The sequence below is a fragment of the Brachybacterium horti genome, assembly GCF_054777615.1.
Genome location: NZ_BAAHAM010000004.1, coordinates 195,018 through 214,978, shown reverse-complemented (window position 1 = coordinate 214,978; position 19,961 = coordinate 195,018). Strand labels below are relative to the sequence as shown.

Annotated in this window: 16 protein-coding genes and 1 riboswitch; of the genes, 10 read left to right on the top strand and 6 right to left on the bottom strand. The window is 74.6% G+C overall.

The genetic code is table 11. From position 1 onward, the window contains the following. Genes allB through ACYVAP_RS13830 form a run of 3 tightly spaced genes read left to right on the top strand, consistent with a single transcriptional unit; the run spans nt 1 to nt 5,491 of the window. Complete coding sequence (allB, locus tag ACYVAP_RS13840; RefSeq protein ID WP_498861106.1) at nt 1-1,440, top strand: amidohydrolase family protein; 1,440 nt, start codon at nt 1-3, stop codon at nt 1,438-1,440. Further along, nucleotides 1,437-2,612 carry an XdhC family protein gene (locus tag ACYVAP_RS13835; protein ID WP_498861105.1) on the top strand — a complete coding sequence of 392 codons (1,176 nt, stop codon included), beginning with the start codon at nt 1,437-1,439 and terminating at the stop codon, nt 2,610-2,612. The genes allB and ACYVAP_RS13835 overlap by 4 nt, the downstream gene beginning before the upstream one ends. Continuing rightward, nucleotides 2,609-5,491, top strand: coding sequence for a molybdopterin-dependent oxidoreductase (locus ACYVAP_RS13830; RefSeq protein WP_498861104.1), 2,883 nt, complete (start codon nt 2,609-2,611; stop codon nt 5,489-5,491). Before ACYVAP_RS13835 ends, ACYVAP_RS13830 begins: the two co-directional genes overlap by 4 nt. On the opposite strand, the gene ACYVAP_RS13825 is transcribed toward ACYVAP_RS13830, so the two are convergent. Continuing rightward, nucleotides 5,478-6,143 carry a nucleoside deaminase gene (locus tag ACYVAP_RS13825; RefSeq protein WP_498861103.1) on the bottom strand — a complete coding sequence of 222 codons (666 nt, stop codon included), beginning with the start codon at nt 6,141-6,143 and terminating at the stop codon, nt 5,478-5,480. The genes ACYVAP_RS13830 and ACYVAP_RS13825 overlap by 14 nt on opposite strands. A gap of 246 nt (nt 6,144-6,389) precedes the next feature. Between ACYVAP_RS13825 and ACYVAP_RS13820 the strand changes: the two genes are divergently transcribed. The 6 genes from ACYVAP_RS13820 (at nt 6,390) to ACYVAP_RS13795 (ending at nt 12,463) form a co-directional block, all read left to right on the top strand. Then, entirely contained in the window at nt 6,390-7,484 is a 1,095-nt protein-coding gene (locus ACYVAP_RS13820; protein ID WP_498861102.1) for a periplasmic binding family protein, read from the top strand. Between the two features lie 25 nt (nt 7,485-7,509). Next, nucleotides 7,510-8,334: an ABC transporter ATP-binding protein gene (locus ACYVAP_RS13815; RefSeq protein ID WP_498861101.1), complete on the top strand. Its 825-nt coding sequence runs from the start codon at nt 7,510-7,512 to the stop codon at nt 8,332-8,334. Between the two features lie 44 nt (nt 8,335-8,378). After that, complete coding sequence (locus tag ACYVAP_RS13810; protein WP_498861100.1) at nt 8,379-9,278, top strand: ABC transporter permease; 900 nt, start codon at nt 8,379-8,381, stop codon at nt 9,276-9,278. Beyond that, nucleotides 9,275-10,066 (top strand): ABC transporter permease, encoded by a 792-nt coding sequence (locus tag ACYVAP_RS13805; RefSeq protein ID WP_137769029.1) that lies wholly within the window; start codon nt 9,275-9,277, stop codon nt 10,064-10,066. The genes ACYVAP_RS13810 and ACYVAP_RS13805 overlap by 4 nt, the downstream gene beginning before the upstream one ends. 5 nt (nt 10,067-10,071) lie before the next feature. Next, the gene (locus ACYVAP_RS13800; protein ID WP_498861099.1) at nt 10,072-11,007 is read left to right on the top strand and encodes an FAD binding domain-containing protein; all 936 of its coding nucleotides are present in this window, start codon (nt 10,072-10,074) and stop codon (nt 11,005-11,007) included. Between the two features lie 76 nt (nt 11,008-11,083). Continuing rightward, entirely contained in the window at nt 11,084-12,463 is a 1,380-nt protein-coding gene (locus tag ACYVAP_RS13795) for an amidohydrolase family protein (RefSeq protein ID WP_498861098.1), read from the top strand. A gap of 447 nt (nt 12,464-12,910) precedes the next feature. Here the strand turns inward: ACYVAP_RS13795 and ACYVAP_RS13790 are convergent, their stop codons facing one another. After that, nucleotides 12,911-14,164, bottom strand: a complete 1,254-nt coding sequence (locus tag ACYVAP_RS13790; protein WP_498861097.1) for an MFS transporter — start codon at nt 14,162-14,164, stop codon at nt 12,911-12,913. A gap of 69 nt (nt 14,165-14,233) precedes the next feature. Further along, entirely contained in the window at nt 14,234-15,985 is a 1,752-nt protein-coding gene (thiC, locus tag ACYVAP_RS13785; protein ID WP_498861096.1) for a phosphomethylpyrimidine synthase ThiC, read from the bottom strand. Then, a riboswitch (TPP riboswitch) is annotated at nt 15,985-16,094 on the bottom strand. Its footprint overlaps the gene before it by 1 nt. A 185-nt stretch (nt 16,095-16,279) precedes the next feature. Between thiC and ACYVAP_RS13780 the strand changes: the two genes are divergently transcribed. Next, on the top strand, nt 16,280-16,813 hold the full coding sequence (locus ACYVAP_RS13780) for a hypothetical protein (RefSeq protein WP_498861095.1): 534 nt from the start codon (nt 16,280-16,282) through the stop codon (nt 16,811-16,813). Nucleotides 16,814-16,831: 18 nt separating this feature from the next. Here ACYVAP_RS13780 and ACYVAP_RS13775 read toward each other — a convergent pair whose 3' ends face one another. The 3 genes from ACYVAP_RS13775 to ACYVAP_RS13765 are packed head-to-tail and all read right to left on the bottom strand — an operon-like array spanning nt 16,832 to nt 19,960. Further along, nucleotides 16,832-17,869 carry a glycine betaine ABC transporter substrate-binding protein gene (locus tag ACYVAP_RS13775; RefSeq protein ID WP_498861094.1) on the bottom strand — a complete coding sequence of 346 codons (1,038 nt, stop codon included), beginning with the start codon at nt 17,867-17,869 and terminating at the stop codon, nt 16,832-16,834. Nucleotides 17,870-17,871: 2 nt separating this feature from the next. Continuing rightward, on the bottom strand, nt 17,872-18,690 hold the full coding sequence (locus ACYVAP_RS13770; protein ID WP_498861093.1) for an ABC transporter permease: 819 nt from the start codon (nt 18,688-18,690) through the stop codon (nt 17,872-17,874). Then, nucleotides 18,683-19,960: an ABC transporter ATP-binding protein gene (locus ACYVAP_RS13765; RefSeq protein ID WP_498861390.1), complete on the bottom strand. Its 1,278-nt coding sequence runs from the start codon at nt 19,958-19,960 to the stop codon at nt 18,683-18,685. The genes ACYVAP_RS13770 and ACYVAP_RS13765 overlap by 8 nt, the downstream gene beginning before the upstream one ends. Between the last annotated feature and the right edge of the window lies 1 nt (nt 19,961).

The window sequence follows — 19,961 nt, the reverse complement described above, 5'->3', positions numbered from 1 at the left end:
ATGCCCGACCGCGCGCTCCCGGGCCCCGCGGCGCCCCCGGCCCTCCCGCGCACGATCCGCACGGTCCGCGCGGCGGAGGTGCTGCTCGAGGGGGAGCTCGTCCCCGCCGTGCTGCACCTCGACGGCGGGCGGATCCGCCGCATCGAGCGTCTCGACGGCGCCGACGCGACCGTCGCGACCGGCGGGGCCGTCGGCCCGTCGGCCCCGCCCGGCGAGGAGCTGCGCGTCCCCGACGGGGTCCGGGTGCTCCCCGGGAACGTCGACACCCACGTGCACATCAACGAGCCCGGCCGCACCGAGTGGGAGGGCTTCGCGACCGCCACGACCGCCGCGGCCCTCGGCGGCGTGACCACCCTCGTGGACATGCCGCTGAACAGCGTCCCGCCCACGGTGGACCTGCCCGCGCTGCGCGTGAAGCAGGCCGCCGCGCGGGACGCGCTGCGCGTGGACCTGGGCTTTTGGGGAGGCATCGTCCCCGGGAACACCGGCGCTCTCGAGGGCCTGTGGGACGCCGGGGTGCGGGGCTTCAAGTGCTTCCTGCTGCCCTCCGGCGTGGACGAGTTCCCGCCCGTGGACGCACGGCAGCTCCGGGAGGCCATGCGTGAGGTCGCCCGCTTCGACGGGCTGGTCATCGTGCACGCGGAGGACGCCCGCACGATCGCGCAGGCCCCCGCCGTCCCCTCCGCCTCCTACACCGACTTCGTGGCCTCCCGTCCCGACGCCGCGGAGGTCACCGCGATCGCCGGGCTGATCGAGGCGATCCGGGAGACGGGCGCCCGCACGCACCTGCTGCACCTCTCGAGCGCCCGCGCGCTGGACCTCATCGCCTCCGCCCGCGCGGAGGGCCTGCCGCTCACGGTGGAGACCTGCCCGCACTACCTGTGCTTCGACGCGGCGTCCGTCCCGGACGCCGCCCCGGAGTTCAAGTGCTGCCCGCCGATCCGCGACAGCGGCAACCGCGACGCCCTCTGGCAGGGCCTGCAGGAGGGCCTCATCGACACGGTCGTCACCGACCACTCGCCCTCCACCGCGGAGGAGAAGCACCGCGGCGCCCCGGACCTCCAGCAGGCCTGGGGAGGGATCTCCGGCCTGCAGGCCGGCTTCACCGCGGTCGCCGCGCACGCGCAGGAGCGGGGCGTGGGCATCGCGCAGGTGAGCCGCTGGATGGCGACCGCCACCGCGGACCTCGTGGGCCTGCCCGCGAAGGGCCGGATCGCCGAGGGCGCTGACGCCGACCTCGTGCTCCACGACCCTCGCCCCGCGCGCACGCTGCGCGCCGCCGAGCTCGCCCACCGCAACCCGATCTCCGCCTACGACGGCATGGCCCTGCGCGGCGAGGTCACGACCACGATCCTGCGCGGCGACGTGATCGCGCAGGGCGGGCGGGTCGCCGCCCCGCAGGGGCGCTTCCTCACCGGGCGGGGCGGGGCCGCGGCATGAGCGCCGGACCGGGCCTCGCCGCCGCGGGGGAGGAGTGGCTCTCCGCCGGCCGCCCCTTCGCGCTCGCGACCCTGATCGCCGCCGAGGGCTCCGCCCCGCGGCCCGTGGGCACCTCGATGCTCGTCGCCGAGGGCGGGATCGTGCGCGGCTCCCTCTCCGGGGGCTGCGTCGAGGCGGACGTCGTCGGGACGGCGCTCGAGGTGATCGCGGAGGGACGGCCGCACCGCCGTCGCTACGGCTACTCCGACCACACCGCCTGGGAGGTGGGCCTCATGTGCGGCGGCAGCATCGAGGTGCTCGTCCAGCCCGTCCGCGACCGGGCCGAGGCCGCGGGGCTCGCCGCCCTGCTCGACGAGGCTCCCGCGGCCGTGCTGTGGCGCACCGACGTCCCCGGGCGGAGGGCGGCCCTCCCGCTGCCCGCCGCGGACGACCCCGTCGCCTGGCGCGCCCCGCTCGCCGCGCTGCTCGCGGAGGAGCCGGGCACGGGGAGCGGGGGAGCGTCCGGGGCCGACGGGATCCCCCTGCGCCGGCTCGCCGCCCGGGTCGCCGAGGGCGTCGCCGCCGGACGCACCGGTCTGCTCGGGGGCGACGAGCTCTGCGCGACGGGGCTGCCCGAGCTGTTCCTCTCCGTGCACCGTCCCGCCCCGCGGCTGATCGTCGCCGGCACCACCGACCACGCCGCGGCGCTCGTCGAGCAGGGGCGGCTGCTGGGCTACGACACGACCGTCTGCGACCCCCGCGCCACCTTCCTCACCCCCGAGCGCTTCCCCGCCGCGCACCGCATCGAGGTGCAGTGGCCCCACCGCTACCTCGCCGCGGAGCACGCCGCCGGCCGCCTGGACCACCGGGGCGTGGTCTGCAGCCTCGGCCACGACCCGAAGATCGACGACCCGCTGCTCGCGCTCTCCCTCACGCTGCCCCTCGCCTACGTGGGCGCCATGGGCTCCCGCCGCACCCACGCGGAGCGGATGCGACGCCTCGCCGAGCGGGGCACGACCCCCGCCGACCTCGACCGCCTGCACTCGCCGATCGGCCTCGACCTCGGCGGCTCGACCCCCGCGGAGTTCGCGCTCTCCGTCATGGCGGAGGTGGTCGCCGTGCGCGGCGGCCGCGCCGCCCCGCAGCCCCTCCGCTCCACCACCGGCCCGCTCCACGGGAGGATCCCCGCATGACCAGCCACCCCGTCGTCCCCGACCCGACCGTCGTGGACGGCGCACCCGCCCCGACCCCGCCCCGTCCCGGGCAGTGCCTGCGCACCTACCTGCGGGACCTGGGCCGGCTCGGGGTGAAGAAGGGCTGCGACGGCGGGGACTGCGGCGCGTGCACCGTGCACCTGGACGGCCGCCCCGTGCACAGCTGCGTCGTCCCCGCGGTGCGCGCCGCGGGCCGCGAGGTCACGACGATCAACGGCCTCGCGGCGACCGCCGCCGATGATCGGGCGACGCCCGGGACCGAGGCGCCCGTCGAGCACCCGGTGCAGACGGCGTTCCGCTGTGCGCAGGGCTTCCAGTGCGGGTTCTGCACCTCCGGCATGATCATGACCGCCGCCGCGCTCACCGAGGGCGACCGGGCGGACCTCCCCCGCTCGCTCAAGGGCAACCTCTGCCGCTGCACGGGCTACGGCTCGATCCGCGAGGCCCTCGCGGGCGTCACCCGGGTCGAGGAGGGCGCCGCGGCCGGCGGCAGCCTGGGCGCCCCCGCCGCCCGCCGGGTCGTCACCGGCACCGAGCCCTACACGCTCGACGTCGAACCCGGCTCCCTCCCCGGGCTGCTGCACATGAAGCTCCTGCGCTCCCCGCACGCCCACGCCCGGATCCGCTCGATCGACACCACCGCCGCGCTCGCCGTGCCCGGGGTGCACACGGTGCTCACCCACGAGGACGCGCCGCGCACCCTCTTCTCGACCGGGCAGCACGAGCACCTCGCCGACGATCCCCTGGACACGCGGATCCTCGACGACACCGTCCGCTTCGTCGGACAGCGCGTCGCCGCGGTGCTCGCGGACTCGGTCGCCGCCGCGGAGGCGGGCGTGCGCGCCCTCGTCGTGGACTACGCGCCGCTGCCCGCGGTGACCGACCCGGAGCTGGCCCGCACCGGCCCCGCCCTCCACGGGGAGAAGGGGGAGGGCTCCGGCATCGCCGACCCCGCCACGAACCTCGTCGCGGAGCTGCACTCGCGCGTGGGCGACCTCGAGGAGGGCCTCGCCCGCGCCGCCGTCGTCACCGACCGGGTGTACCGCACCCAGCGGGTCCAGCACGTGAGCCTCGAGACGCACGCCGCGATCGCCTCCATCGACGAGGACGGCACGCTCGTGGTGCGCAGCAGCACCCAGGTGCCCTATCTCGCCAAGCGCACCCTGCAGCGGCTGCTGGACCTGCCCGAGGAGCGGGTGCGGGTGATCGCCCCGCGCGTGGGCGGCGGGTTCGGCGGCAAGCAGGAGGTGTTCACCGAGGACCTCGTCGCCCTCGCGACCCTGCGCACGGGACGCCCCGTGCAGCTCGAGCACACGCGCAGCGAGCAGTTCACCTCGACCTCGGTGCGCCACCCCATGCGGATCCGGGTGCGGGCCGGCGCGGACGCCGACGGCCGCCTCACGGCCCTGCACCTGAGCCTGCTCTCGGACACGGGCGCCTACGGCAACCACGGACCCGGCACGATGTACCACGGCACGGGGGAGTGCCTGGCCGTCTACCGCTGCCCCGCGAAGGCGGTGGACGCCGAGGTGGTCTACACGAACACGGTGCCCTCGGGCGCGTTCCGCGGCTACGGCCTCAGCCAGACGGCCTTCGCGGTGGAGTCCGCGATGGACGAGCTCGCCCGCGCCCTGGACCTCGACCCGATCGCGTTCCGGCGCCTCAACGTGATCCGCGAGGGGGACCCGATGATCTCGACCTCCCCGGACCCCGCGGCCGACGTCGAGTACGGCAGCTACGGCCTGGACCAGTGCCTGGACCTCGTCGAGGAGGCGCTCGCCTCCCCTGTCGACAGAGCCGGCACGGCCGACGGGGGCGCGGACGAGCCGGGCCCGGAGTGGGCGTGCGGCACCGGTGTGGCGCTGTCGATGCTGGACACGGTGCCCCCGCGCGGGCACTTCTCCCACAGCCGGGTCCTGCTCGACCGCGACGGCACCCTCGAGGTGCGCGTGGGCACGGCCGAGTTCGGCAACGGCACCACGACGGTGCACGTGCAGCTCGCGGCCGCCGCGCTCGGCTGCGCGCCGGAGCGGATCCGGATCCGGCAGTCGGACACGGCGATCGTCGGCCACGACACCGGCGCCTACGGCTCCGCCGGCACGGTCGTGGCGGGGAAGGCGACGCTGCACGCGGCGCAGGCCCTGCTGCGGGTGCTCGCCGCCGAGGCGGACGCCGTGCTCGCCGGCGAGGGCGCGACGGGCGGGACCGCGTGCCCGGAGCCCGTGGCGGGCGGCGCGGCGGGCCCGGACCCCGCGACGGGCGACTGGGCGGGGGAGTCCGCGGGGCTGCGCCATCGGCCGAGCGGCCGGTTCGTCACCTGGGCGGAGCTCGCCGCCTCCGCGGGCGCCGCGGGCCGCACGCTCGAGGCGGAGGCGCACTGGGACGGCTCGCCCCGCTCGGTCGCCTTCAACGTGCACGGCGTGCGCGTCGCGGTGCACCGGGCCACCGGCGAGCTGCGGATCCTGCGCAGCGTGCAGGCGGCGGACGCCGGCTTCGTCGTCAACCCCCTGCAGTGCCGCGGCCAGGTGCAGGGCGGGGCCGCGCAGGCGCTCGGGGCGGCGCTGTACGAGGAGGTCGTCGTCGACGACGCCGGCCGTGTGCGCACCGACATCCTGCGGCAGTACCACGTGCCCACCCTCGCGGACGTCCCACCCACCGAGGTGCTCTTCGCGAGCACGAGCGACCGCCTGGGACCGCTCGGCGCGAAGTCCATGAGCGAGAGCCCGTACACGGCCGTCGCGCCCGCCCTCGCCAACGCGGTGCGGGACGCGATCGGCGTGCGCATGACGACGCTGCCGCTGGGCCGCGACCGCCTCTACCTCGCCATGCGCGAGGCGGGGGTGCTCAGCCCGCGTTGAGGCCGGTGCCGCGGGCGTTGTAGACCGTGGCGCCGCCGCGGGAGACGAGGTCGCGGTACTCGCGGAACACCGCGATCGCCTCGTCGCGCAGCACGTCCACCTCGACCCCGATGCCGCGCTCGCGGAAGCGGCCCGCCCAGTCCTCGGGCATGGGGCCCTCGTCGAAGCCCGTGAGCTCCTCGACCTCCGGGCCCTCGCCCGCGATCACCAGGCGCCGCACGCCGGACCACATCGTCGCGCCGTAGCACATGACGCACGGGCGCCAGTTGACCCACAGCTCGAGCGCGGGGGAGCCCTCCGCCCCCAGGTCCCAGCCGCCCCGCCGCTCCTGCGCGAGGGACAGGGTCGTGACCTCGGCATGCATCGAGGAGAGCCCCGATCCGAGCACCCGGTTCACCCCGGCCGCGACGATCTCCCCGCTCGCGGGGTCCCGCACGAGCGCGGAGAACGGCCCGCCGCCGCCCTCGTGCATGTTCCGCGAGGCGAGGCGGTTCAGCAGGCGCATGAGCGTCACCCGCGCCTCCGGTCCGTCTCCGGCGGGCGCCGCACCGAGCGCGGCGACCTCCTCCTCGACCCAGTCGGGGAGCTGCACGCCGAAGGAGACGGCGCGCGCGGTCCGGTGCTGCGGGTCCTGATGATCCTGTCGTTCCACGGCTCTGCCTCCCGGCGGTCTCGACACGTCCCCGGGGGAGCCTCCCGGGCGCGACCAGGCTAGGGGCGGGAGATGTCCGGGACGTTTCCCGCGGCGGGGGCCCGGCAGGGGTTTACGCGGCGGAAACAGGAGCGCACCCCTGGCGAAACAGCCGTTCCATAGCGTGGGCCGCGCCGGACGACCCTCCTCGACGGCGGTCACCCCGACCGCCCTTCGGCCGCCCGGCCCCTCGACGAAAGGGCCCCGATGCACCCGCTCAGCACCCCGACCCACGCCGCCGCCGGCCGCGCCACGGGCCGACTCCTCACGGGGCGTCGCACCCTCCTGGCCGGTTCCGTCGCCGCCTCCGCGCTCGCCCTCGCCGGCTGCTCCCGCGGGACCGCCGCTGCCGCCGGCGAGGACCTCGGCGCCCTCACGGTCAACCAGAACTGGATCCGCACCACCGAGTTCGCCGGCGAGTACTTCGCGGACTCCCGCGGCTACTACGCCGAGGCCGGCTTCTCCGACGTCACCCTCGTACCCGGCGGGCCCAGCGGCACCTCCTCCGAGGCGATGGTGCTCTCCGACTCCGCCCTCGTCGGCATGACGACGCCGCTCGCCGCGGGCTCCATGGTCGCGGAGGAGGAGGCGCCGCTCGTGCTCATCGGCGCGAAGTTCCAGCGCAACCCCTTCACCATCTACTCCACCGCGCAGAACCCGATCTCCTCCCCGGCGGATCTCGTGGGGAAGCGGATCGGCGTCGCGACCGGCACCAACGAGGTGCTCTTTTCCTCGCTCCTGCAGGTGCACGGCATCGACCCGGCCGACGTCGAGAAGGTCACCGTGCAGTTCGACCCGCAGCCCCTCATGAACGGCGAGGTCGACGGCCAGATCGGCACCCTCACCAACGAGGCCGTCACCGTGGCCCTCGCCGGGATCGACGTCGTGAACCTCCCCTTCGCCGAGAACGGCCTGCCCTTCGTCTCCGGGGCGTTCGTGACGACCCGGGAGAACATCGAGGAGCACCGCGCGGAGCTCCTCGCCTTCCTCACCGCGGAGGTCCGCGGCTGGAAGGACGCCCTCGCCGACCCCGAGGAGTCCGCCCGCCTCGCCTACGAGGTCTACGGCAAGGACCAGGGCCTGGACCCGGAGAAGGAGACGCGACAGGCGAGGGCGCAGAACGAGCTCGTCGTCAGCGACGAGACCGCCGCCTCCGGCCTGCTCACGATCTCCGACGAGCTCGCGCAGAAGAACGTCGAGCTGCTCGCGCTCGCCGGGCACGAGGTCGACGCCTCCACCTTCTTCGACCCCACCCTCCTGCAGGACGTCTTCGAGGCGCAGCCCGATCTCGCGTCCGCCTGACACCGCACTCCCCGGAAGGCCCACCATGAGCACGCCGATCGACACCCGTCCCACCGCCGGCACGACCGCGCCCCGCCCCGGCGCGACCGGCATCGACCTCTCCGGGCTGAGCAAGACCTACGGCTCCGGCCGCCGCGCGGTCACCGCCTTCCAGGACACCGAGCTCGCGACCGAGCGCGGCTCCTTCCTCTCCCTGCTGGGCCCCTCGGGCTGCGGGAAGTCCACGATCCTGCGGATCCTCGCGGGGCTCGAGACGCCGACGGCCGGCACCGCCATGGTCGACGGCCTGAGCCCCGAGCAGCTGCGGGCGAGCGCCCGCCTCGGGATCGCCTTCCAGGACTCCGCGCTGCTGCCCTGGCGCAGCGTCCGCGCGAACATCCGCCTCGCCCTCGAGGTCGCGGGGAAGCTCGAGAACGAGCCCTACATCGACGACCTCATCGACCTCGTGGGCCTGCGCGGCTTCGAGCGCGCGAAGCCCGGTCAGCTCTCCGGCGGCATGCGCCAGCGGGTCTCGATCGCGCGGGCGCTCGTCGTCCGGCCCGAGGTGCTGCTGCTGGACGAGCCGTTCGGCGCCCTCGACGACATGACCCGGCAGCGCCTGAACCTCGAGCTGCTGCGGATCTGGACGGAGAAGCCGGCGACCACCCTCATGGTCACCCACGGCATCTCCGAGGCCGTGTTCCTCTCCGACCAGGTCGCCGTGATGAGCGCCCGGCCCGGGCGGATCGTCGAGGTCCTCGACGTGGACCTGCCGCGGCCCCGCACCCCGGAGATGATGCGGACCCCGGAGTTCCACGCCCTGTGCGACCACGCCTCCGAGGTCCTCTTCGGCGCCCCGGCGGCCGCCTGAGCGCCGGCCCGACGGAGGACGGACGACGGAAGGACACGGACCCCATGACGACCACGACCCCCGCGACGCCGGCCCCGCCCGCGTCGCCCGCCGGCCCCGCCGAGGCCCGCCGCTCCCGCCGCGCGGGCCGCACCGCCGACCGCAGGCCCCTGCCGCGCTGGGCGATCGGCGCGATCGGCGTCCTCGCGACCCTCGCCGTGTGGTGGATCCTCGCGGCGACCCTGCTCTCCGGGGTGGGCACGGCCGGAGGCGGCGCGATCCCCACGCCCGGGGCGATCCTCGCCCAGCTCGTCGCCGACGGCCCGGTCTACTACGCCCGCAACGCCTCGGTCACCCTCGCCGAGGCCGGGCTCGGCTACCTCGGCGGGAACGCGCTCGCGCTGCTGCTCGCCGGGCTCGTCATGGTGGTGCCCGCCCTCGAGCGGGTCATCACGCAGCTGGGCGTCGTCAGCTACTGCCTGCCGCTCGTCGCGATCGGCCCGATCGTCTTCATCGTGCTGGGCCCGCCGGAGAGCGGCGCCCCCTCGGGGACCGCCGTGGTGCTCGCGGGGCTGTCGGTCTTCTTCACGACCCTCGTCGGCTCGATCATGGGCCTGCGCGCGGCGGACCGCTCCGCCCTCGACGTCGTCACCGTCTACGGCGGCACCCGCCTCACCCAGCTGCGGAAGGTGCAGATCGTCGCCGCGCTGCCCGGCGTGCTCACCTCGCTGCGGATCGCGGCGCCCGGCGCGCTGCTGGGAGCGGTGCTCGGCGAGTACGTGGGCGGCGTGGACCGGGGCCTCGGCCCGGCGATGGTCAACGCCCAGCAGTCCCTCGAGATCGAGCGGGTGTGGGGCGTGGCGATCGTCTGCGGTCTCCTCGCCGGCGCCGCCTTCGCCCTGCTCGCGCTCGTGGCGCGCGTCGCCACCCCCTGGTCCACCGGCACGGAAGGAGGACGGTCATGACCGTCCAGGCCCTCAAGGACGTCTCCCGCTCCACGCTCGGGGTCCTCGTCTCGCTCGCCGTCGTCGTCGCCGTCTGGGCGGCCGGTCTGCGCGTGCTGGACGTCTCGAGCTTCATCGGCAAGGGACCGCTGGACGTGTGGGCGTACCTCGCGCTCGACGAGGACGCCGCCGAGCACCGCGCCGCCGCTCTCGGCAACCTCCAGCACACCCTCGCCGACGCCGCTCTCGGCTTCGTGTGCGGCCTCGCCGTGGCGCTCGTCGTCGCCGCCCTGTTCACCCTCGTGCGCGGGGTCGAGGACGCGCTCATGCCGCTGGCCATGCTGCTGCGCTCGGTGCCGCTGGTCGCGATGGCGCCGATCCTCATCCTGGTGTTCGGCCGCGGCACCGCGACCGTGGGCGCCATGGGCGGGATCGTCGTGCTCTTCCCGGCGCTGGTCACGCTCGTGCTGGGTCTGCGCTCCGCCTCCCCGGCGATGCTCGACGTGGTGGGCGTGTTCGGCGGCAGCCGCCTCGCGGCCTTCCGGAAGGTGGCGCTGCCCGCGTCGCTGCCGGCCTTCTTCACAGCGCTGCGGATCTCGATCCCCGGAGCCCTGACCGGAGCCCTGCTCGCGGAGTGGCTCGCGACCGGGCAGGGCATCGGCTACCAGATCGTCTCCGACGTCTCCCGCGCCCGCTACGAGTCCGTGTGGGCGTCCGTGGTGGTCGTGACCCTCGCGTCGCTGCTGCTGTACGGGATCGTCTCCGCCCTCGAGCGGCTCGTGCTGCGCCGCATGGGCACGGCGGCCTGAGCGCGATGGACCTCGGCACCGTCGAGCAGGTCCTCGCGACCACGGACCCGGACGAGTTCACCGACCGCGACGCCTGGCTCGCGGGCGGCACCGTCCTGTTCTCCTACGGCAGCTCGACCCTGCGCCGGCTCCTGGACCTGAGCCGGTCCGGCTGGGAGCCCTGGACGGTGCGGGAGGACGGCCTCGAGATCGCCGCGACCTGCACGATCGCCGAGCTGTACGCGCTGCCGGGGAGCGAGGCGCCCTACGCGCTGCTGCGGCCCGGCACCGCGCACCAGCCGCGGCGCCCCGGCTTCCCCTCCGCGGAGCGCTGGCCAGCGACGGCGCTGATCCGCCCCTGCTGCGACGCCTTCGTCGCCTCCTTCAAGATCTGGAACACGTCCACCGTCGGCGGGAACGTGGCGACCGCGCTCCCGGCGGGGCCCATGACCTCGCTGCTGACGGGGCTCGACGCGACGGCGACGCTGTGGGGCCGCGGCGGCGCCCGGCGCACGCTGCCCGTCGCCGCGCTCGTGGTGGGGGACGGCCGCACCGCGCTCGCGCCCGGCGAGCTGATCCGCTCCTTCCACGTCCCGGCCGCGTCGCTCGCCTCCCGCATCGCCTTCCGGCGGCTGTCGCTGTCGAACCTGGGCCGCTCGGGCGTGCTGCTGATCGGCCGCGACCTCGGGGACGGGTCCCTGAGGCTCACGGTCACCGCCGCGACCGTGCGTCCCGTGCAGCTCACGGTGCCGCTCGGCGCGGGCGGGGAGCAGGTCGAGGCGCTCGTCGAGGCCGCGGTCCCCCCGGGGCTGTACCACGACGACGTGCACGGCCATCCCGCCTGGCGCCACGGCATGACCCTGCTGCTCGCCCGCGAGATCACCGCGGAGCTCTCCGCACCGCCCGCCCCGCCGCGGGAGGCCCGGCACCCGCTCGAGGGGCCCGGCGGTCACCTGCGCTGAGCCGTCGGCCCGTGTGCCGCGCGCATCGCGCGCCCCGTCCCCGGCGACTCCACCACCCCGTCCCAGGAGGATCGCTATGAGCACGACCCCCGTCCCCGCCCCCTGCGACACCCTCGTGCACGGCGCGCACCTCGTCGTCGACCGCGATCTCGAGGTCCCCGGCGGCTGGATCGCCCTGCGGGAAGGCCGGGTCGCGGCGGTGGGCGGGCCCGCGGACCCGCCTCCGGCCGCCGCCGCGCGCATCGACGCGGGCGGCCGGCTCGTCACGCCGGGGCTGATCAACACGCACCACCACATGTACCAGAACCTCACGCGCGCCTACGCACCCGCGATCAACGGAAGCCTCTTCGACTGGCTCACCGCGCTGTACCCGGTCTGGGCGCTGCTGGACGTGGACGACGTCGAGGTCTCCACCTACGTCGCGATCGTCGAGCTGCTCATGGGCGGCTGCACCACGAGCTCCGACCACCTGTACGTCCACCCCCGCCCCGGCTTCCTCGACGCGCAGGTGCGGGCGGCGCGCACGCTCGGCTTCCGCTTCGTCGCGACCCGCGGCTCCATGACCCGCTCCGTCGAGGACGGCGGTCTGCCCCCGGCCTCCGTCGTCCAGGACCACGACATGATCATGGCGGACGCCGAGGCCGCGATCGCCGCGCACCACGACCCCTCGCCCGGCGCCATGACGCGCGTCGCCCTCGCCCCCTGCTCCCCGTTCTCCGTCTCCGAGCGGATCATGGTCTCCTCCGCGGAGCTCTCCGAGCGCACCGGCGTGCGCCTGCACACGCACCTCGCGGAGGACCACGACGAGGACGACTACTGCGCCGAGGTCTACGGCTGCCGCCCGGTCGAGTACCTCGAGCGGGTGGGCTGGGCGGGGGAGCGCACCTGGCTCGCGCACTTCATCTACCCCTCCGAGGAGGAGGTCGCCCGGCTGGGCCGTGCCGGGGTGGGCGCCACCCAGTGCCCGAGCTCGAACATGATGATCGGCCACGGCACGATGGACGCGCTGCGCTGGCGGGAGCTCGGGCTGACGGTGGGGATCGGCTGCGACGGCTCCGCCTCCACGGACAGCGCCTCGATGTGGATGGAGACCCGCAACGCGCTGCTGCTGGGGCGGCTGCGCAACGGCCCGGCCTCGATGCGGGCCCGCGACGCCCTGGACCTCGCGACCCGCGGCAGCGCCGCCTGCCTGGGCTGGGAGGACGAGATCGGCCACCTGCGGCCCGGGGCCTGCGCCGACCTCGTCGTGTGGGAGACGCACCCGGTCGCGCTCGCCGGGGCGCTCACCGATCCGGTCGAGGGGTGGCTGCGCACGGGCCCCGCCCGTGCCTGGCACACGCTCGTCGCGGGACGGGTGCTCGTGCGGGACGGGGAGCCCGTCGCCCCCGCCCTCGCGGAGGTCCTCACCGCCCACCGGCGTGCCGCCGAGCGGCTGCAGGCGGCGGCGCTGGGGTGAGCGGGAGCGTCAGAAGATGCCGTCGTGCGCGGAGGTGAAGTCCTTCGCGACGCTGGACCAGATGCCCGTGCCGCAGGAGATCGGCGTGCGCGTGTACCCGGAGGTCGTCGAGAAGCGGGTCGGGGTCACGGCGGTCGCGACCTCCCAGCGGATGCTCGGGCTGCACCCGTCGGGGGCTCGTCTCCGTCGGGGACGTGGTCGGGAGAAGGGCCCGTGCATGCGACACCGAAAGACGACCAGGGGACCCGGTGACCGCAGGGGCGCGCACAGCAGCACCGCCCCGGGCGAGGACTCCCGGGGCGGTGCACAGTGTGAGTCAAGGGCTGTCGGGGCGAATGTGCAGGTCAGCGCCTGGTGAGCTGACGCGCACCGACCGCCTGTGCGGTGAGCGAGGTCTCCTGTCGAGCCTGTCCCGAGATATCGGGCGGCACCCCCCGCGGGACTGACTCAGCAGGCCGCCGGAACCGGGGCGTCCTCCACCGCGGTCGCCGCGACCGAACGCCGGTGCACCAGCAGCGACGCGCCCGCGATCCCGAGGCCCGCCACCGCGAGGAGCACCCCGGTCCAGGCCGGCGCTAGCAGGCCCCAGCCCGCCGCGAGCACCGCCGCGCCGAGCGCCGCCCCGAGCGAGTTGCCGATGTTCAGCGCGGAGTGGTGCAGGGCCGCGGCGAGCGAGGGGGCGTCCGGGGAGGCGTCGAGCAGGAACAGCTGCAGCGACGGGCCCATGAGCTGCGAGGTCACCGCGATCGCGAACAGCAGCGCCATCCCCGCGATCGCGTGCTGGGCGACCAGGGCGAAGATCGCGAGCGTGATCGCCATGCCCACGAGGCCCAGGAGGATCGTCCCGTAGATGCTGCGATCCGCGAGCCGGCCCGCGATCACGTTGCCCACCGTCATGCCCACGCCGAACACGAACAGCGCGACCGGCACGGCGCGCTCGCCGAGGCCCATCACACCCGGCACGATCTCGCCCACGTAGCTGTACACCGCGAACATGCCGCCGAAACCGATCGCGCCGATCCCGAGCCCGAACCACACCCGGCCGCGGCGCAGCGCCCCCAGCTCCCCGCGGATCGAGCCGGTGCCCGTGGAGCCCTCCGGCTCCGGCACCAGGCGCCAGATCGCGAGGGTCGACGCCGCCGCGAGCACCACCACGATCACGTACGCCGAGCGCCAGCCCACCGACTGCCCGAGCGCCGTCGACGCCGGCACGCCGAGCATCGTCGCGATCGTCAGGCCCAGCATCACGAGGGACACCGAGCGGGCGCGCCGCCCCGGCGGGGACAGGCGCGAGGCGACGAGCGCCGAGACCCCGAAGAACGCGCCGTGCGGCAGCCCCGCCACGAAGCGGGCGAGGGCGAGCACGGTGAAGCTCGGGGCGATCGCCGAGGCCAGGTTCCCGAGGCCGATCAGCGCGATGAGCACCACCAGCAGCCTCGCCCGGGGCACACGCACCGCGGCGATCGTCACGAGCGGCGCCCCGATCACCACGCCCAGCGCGTAGAGCGTGATGAGCATGCCCGCCTGCGGCACGCTCACCTCGAGCGAGCGGGCGATCTGCGGCAGCAGGCCCATCGACGCGAACTCGGTGGTGCCGATCGCGAAGGCGCCGAGCGCCATCGCGAGGATGACCAGCCGCAGCCGGCCCGGGGGCAGGGGAGCGGGGGCCGCAGGCGGCAGGGTGGGGGTCGAGGTGCTCAACGGGGACTCCAGCGCGGGGTGGTTCAGGGCATCGCTGCCGACGCTGGCACCGGTGGGGACCCCTCGATCCTACGGGCGGGCGGGCACCGATGGGGAGGGCAGGTACACCGTGCCGCCCTGCTCGCGGAACTCCCGGGACTTCGCCTCCATGCCCTCGAGCGCGATCCGCTCCTGGGCGGGCATGTCCCCGTAGGTGTCGCGGATGTCCTGCGAGATCCGCATCGAGCAGAACTTCGGCCCGCACATCGAGCAGAAGTGCGCCGTCTTCGCGGGCTCCGCCGGGAGCGTCTCGTCGTGGTACGCCTCCGCGAGCTGCGGGTCCAGGGACAGGCCGAACTGGTCCCGCCAGCGGAACTCGAAACGGGCCTTCGAGAGCGCGTCGTCCCGGTCCCGGGCGCCGGCGTGGCCCTTGGCGACGTCCGCCGCATGGGCGGCGATCTTGTACGTGATCACGCCGGTCTTCACGTCGTCGCGGTCCGGGAGGCCCAGGTGCTCCTTGGGCGTGACATAGCAGAGCATCGCCGTGCCGTACTGGGCGATCTCGGTGGCGCCGATCGCGGAGGTGATGTGGTCGTACGCGGGGGCGATGTCCGTGACGAGCGGGCCCAGCGTGTAGAACGGGGCGCCGTGGCACAGCTCCTGCTGGCGCTCCACGTTCTCCCGCACGAGGTGCAGCGGCACGTGCCCCGGGCCCTCGACCATGACCTGCACGTCGTGCTCCCAGGCGCGGGCCGTGAGCTCCGCGAGCGTGTCGAGCTCCGCGAACTGGGCGGCGTCGTTCGCGTCCGCGAGGGAGCCCGGGCGCAGTCCGTCGCCCAGGGAGAAGGAGACGTCGTAGCGGGCGAAGATCGCGCAGAGCTCGTCGAAGTGCTCGTAGAGGAAGTTCTCGCGATGGTGGGCGAGGCACCAGCCGGCGAGGATCGAACCGCCGCGCGAGACGATCCCGGTCACGCGGTCCGCGGTCAGCGGCACGTGGCGCAGCAGCACGCCCGCGTGGATCGTCATGTAGTCCACGCCCTGCTCGCACTGCTCGATCACCGTGTCCCGGAAGATCTCCCAGGTCAGGGCGTTCGCGTCCCCGCCCACCTTCTCAAGCGCCTGGTAGATGGGGACCGTGCCGATCGGCACGGGGGAGTTGCGCAGGATCCACTCGCGGGTGGTGTGGATGTCCTCCCCGGTGGAGAGGTCCATGACGGTGTCCGCACCCCAGCGGGTCGCCCACTCGAGCTTCGCGACCTCCTCCGCGATCGACGAGGTCACCGCCGAGTTCCCGATGTTCGCGTTGACCTTCACGAGGAACGCGCGGCCGATGATCATCGGCTCCGCCTCCGGATGGTTCACGTTCGCGGGGATGATCGCGCGGCCCGCGGCGAGCTCGCTGCGCACGAGCTCCACGTCGCAGCCCTCGCGCAGCGCCACGTACCGCATCTCCGCGGTGATCTCCCCGCGGCGGGCGTAGTGCATCTGGGTGACCCGTCGGCCCTCGAGGCCGCGCAGCGGCTCCCGCCGCGCACCCCGCCACTCCGCGCTGGCCTCCCCGCGGCGCACGGCGCTGCGGCCGTCGTCCTCGAGGCTCCGACCGCGACCCGTGTAGCCCTCCACGTCGCCGCGGCCGCGGATCCAGTCCTCGCGCAGCGGCGCGAGGCCCTCCTCCGGCTCACAGCCGGGGCCCGCGGTGCGATAGACGGTCACGGGCGGGTTCTCCGCGCCGCTCGGGGCGGGGTCCTGGGTGATCCGGGTGACGGGCACACGGATGCCGTGCTCGGGATCCTCGAGGTGGTCGAGGGTGTGGGTGGGGTAGTTCTCAGGGCGTGCGGACATGCAGTCGCTCTCCTTCTTCCTTCGCCGGCATGACCCGGGCAGGTTCGGTCGGTACTCGGACCGCGACAGTCCGATCTCAGCCCGTTGCGACGGGCACCCGAGGGATCGGCGAGCACCGTACCCCAGGAGCGGGAAGGCCGGCGGCGCCGTCCGTCGGAGGGACCGCCAGGAGCGACGAAGCCCCAGCCCCAGCCCGGCCTCCCCGAGCCCCGGCCCGGCTTCCACGGGCCGCAGTTCGGCGCGCCCGTGTGCGCTCCGGACCGTCGCGAACGGCGGGACGGAGCCCGCTACGGCATGGCCCTCGTCGCCACCGTGATCGGCTCCTACCTGCTCTCGCAGTGGTCCCCGGTCGGGTTCGTCGGCTACGACGACTCGCTGCTGAGGCTCCAGGGCATCCTCCAGCTCGGGATCGGCCTGCTCGTGCTCGCCGGAGGTCTCGCCCTCGCGCCCACCGCCCTGTGGCGGGCGGCGCTCGCCGCGGCGGTCGTCGTCGTGCCCGTCCTGCTCGGGACGGTCCTCGTGATCCCGTACCTCCGGGGCGACCTGGACCTGCCGCAGCCCTTCCCGCGGATGCTGGACCTCTCGATCCTCGGCCCGGCCGTGGGGCTGCTGGGCTGGCTGATCGTGCGCGGACGCAGCCCGCTCACCTACCTGCTGGTGCTGGGCTTCCTGCTGATCCTCCCCGCGCAGTGGGCGGTCATGTACCACGGCATCCCGAGCCCCGTGCTGTGGGGCGTCGAGCTCGTGCTCGCCGCGGTGATCGGGATCGCGGCGGCGTGGCTCGCGGCGCTCGGGTCGCGGTGGCTGCCGGGGGCCGTGCGGCGGTGACCTGCCGGAGGGGGCCGCTCAGGGGCGCGTGACGAACCCCTGCTCGACCATGAAGTCGAAGGCGACGTCCGCCGGGAGCTCGCCGCCCTCGTCCACCCGCAGGTTCATCGCGCGAAGGGCGTCGTCCGTGATGGCGGGGGAGATCTGGTCGAAGACGTCCGCGAGCTCGGGGTGCTTCTCCAGCGTCGCGGTGCTGAGCACCGGGGCGACGTTGTAGGCGGGGAAGTACCCCTTGTCGTCCTCGAGGATCGTCAGGTCCAGGCTCTCGATGCGGCCGTCGGTCGTGAAGACCTCGCCGAAGTTGCAGGAGCCGCGGGCGGTCGCGGTGTAGACGGCGCCCGTGTCGTAGATCGAGATGTTCTCCTCGGGGACGCCGTCGGCGGCGTCGCGGGGGATGCCGTACTCCTTCAGCAGCGGGATCAAGCCGTCCGCGCGGGAGTTGAACTCGGGCTCCACGCAGATCGTGCGGTCCTCGACGGGGAGGTCAGCGATCTCGCTCAGGGAGCTGATGCCGCCCAGCTCCTCGACGGCGTCGGAGCGCACGGCGAGGGCGTAGGTGTTGTTCAGCGGCGCGGGCGGCAGCCAGGTGAGCCCGTTGGCCACGTCGGCATCGCGCACGGCCTCCCACTGCTCCTGCTTGTCCGGGATGCCCTCGGTCTCGCCCATGTAGGTGAGCCAGGCGGTGCCCGTGTACTCCCAGGTCATGTCGGCGTCGCCGGAGGTCATGAGCTCGCGCACGGGGACGGAGCCGGGGACGTTGGTGAGGTCGTCCACCTGGAACCCGGCGGCCCGGGCGGCGATCACGCCGATCTTGCCGAGGATGAGCTGCTCGGTGAAGTTCTTGCCGGTGACTGTGAGCGAGGCGTCGGCGGGGAGGCCCTCGATGGGGGTGATCGAGCCGGGGGCGACGTCCGGTGTGTAGGCGGTCGCGGGGCGCAGGCCGCAGCCGGCGAGGGGCAGCAGGGCGAGGCCGGCGAGGGCGCCGAGGTGCCGGCGGGAGATGCCGCCGGATCGCTCCGCGGAGGAGGTCGCGGGGGAGGAGGAGGTGCGGGGCATGGTCACAGTCCCTTCGGCCGGGCGATGTGCTCGACGACCCGGCCCACCCAGTCCACGATCAGGGCGAGCAGGGCGATGAGCAGGGCGCCCGCGATGAGCACCGTGAACAGGTAGAGGTTCACGCCCGTGGTGATGAGCAGGCCCAGGCCGCCGCCGTTCACGAAGGCGGCGAGGGACGCGGTGCCGACCAGCAGCACGAGGGCGGTGCGCACGCCGGAGAGCATGACGGGTACGGCGAGCGGGAGCTCCACGCGGAGCAGCACGGACAGCGCCGTCATCCCCATCCCGCGGCCGGCCTCGACGAGCCGCTGGTCCACGCCGCGGATCCCGATCATGGTGTTGCGCAGCACGGGGAGGACGGCGTAGAGCACGAGCGCGATCACCGCGGCCCGGAACCCGTCCGGCACGAGCGCGGCGATCAGCACGATGAGGCCCACGGCCGGTGCCGCCTGCCCGAAGTTCACGACCGCCAGGATCGGCTCGGCGACCCGCCGGAACGGCTTGCGGGTGAGCAGGACCCCGAGCGGGATCGCGATGACCAGCACCAGCACGGTCGAGACGAGGGTGAGGGCGAGGTGCTGGCCGGTGAGGTTCAGCAGCGTCGCCGGGTTCAGGGTGTTGCGCTCGGTGTCGCTCAGCGGGGCGACGGCGAGCCAGACGGCGAAGCCCGCGAGGATCGCGAGCAGCACCGCGATCTGCACGCCGAGGGCGCGCCATCCGCGCCGGGTCTCCTCTGCGGCGGCGGAGGTCCCGGTGGCGGCGGGGGTCGCCGACTCCGGGGGCGAGGAAGGGGGTGCCGTGCTCGTAGAGGTCTCAGACATCGGAGGCCGCCTCGCGGCTCTCGTCCGCCTCGTCGTCCGGCACGGCCTCGACGGCCCCGGTGTTGGTGCCGACGGGCGCATCGCTGGGACGCTCGGCCGCGGCGTCGCGGGCCGCGGAGATCGCGGCCATCACCGTCTCGACGTCGACGACGCCCTCGAAGACGCCGCCGCGCCCGGTGACCAGGGTCGCGCCCGCGCTCGAGACGAGCATCGTGTCCAGGGCGTCGTTGAGCGTGGCGCCGGAGCCCACCACGGGCAGCGCCGGGTCGAGCTCGGTGGGCAGCGTCGTCATCCGGGAGAGCGCGCGGCGGTGGGGCCAGGCGATGGGTCGGCCGCGGAAGTCGGTGACCACGACGTGGCCGTGCCCGGCCTCCTCCGCGCGCCGCAGGGCCGCGGCGGCGTCCCCGCCGGCGTCGGCGACGACGGCGTCGGCCACCTGGACCTCGCGCACACGCCGCAGGGCGAGCTGCTTGAGGGCGGCGCCGGAGCCGATGAAGTTCTCGACGAACTCGTCCGCCGGCTCGGCGAGGATCCGCTCGGGCGTGTCGTACTGGACGATCTGCGCGCCCTCCCGGAAGACGACGATCCAGTCGCCGAGCTTCACCGCCTCGTCGAAGTCGTGCGTGACGATGACCATCGTCTTGCGCACCTCCTGCTGGATGCGGATCAGCTCGTCCTGCAGGCGCTGTCGGGTGATCGGGTCCACGGCGCCGAAGGGCTCGTCCATGAGCAGCACCGGCGGATCCGCGGCGAGCGCCCGGGCCACGCCCACACGCTGCTGCTGGCCGCCGGAGAGCTCCTTGGGGTAGCGGTCGCGGTACACCGCGGGCTCGAGGCCCACGAGGTCCAGCAGCTCGTCGATGCGGGCGCTGATCCGTTCCTTGTCCCACTTGAGCATCTTGGGGACGATCGCGATGTTCTGGGCGACGCTCATGTGCGGGAACAGCCCGCCGGCCTGGATGACGTAGCCGATCCGGCGGCGCAGCTCGTCGCCGTCGATGCCGGTGACGTCCTCCTCGCCCAGCAGGATCCGGCCCTCGGTGGGCTCGATCAGGCGGTTGATCATCTTGAGCGTGGTCGTCTTGCCGCAGCCCGAGGGGCCCACGAGCATGACGACCTGGCCCTCGGGGATCTCGAGGGTCACGCCGTCCACGGCGGGCCTCTCCTGCCCGGCGTAGCGCTTGGTGACGGCGTCGAGGCGGATGGAGCGTCCGGTGATCGGGCGGTCCTCCGGCGCGGGGTCGACGGCGGGGGCGGTGGTGTGGGCGATG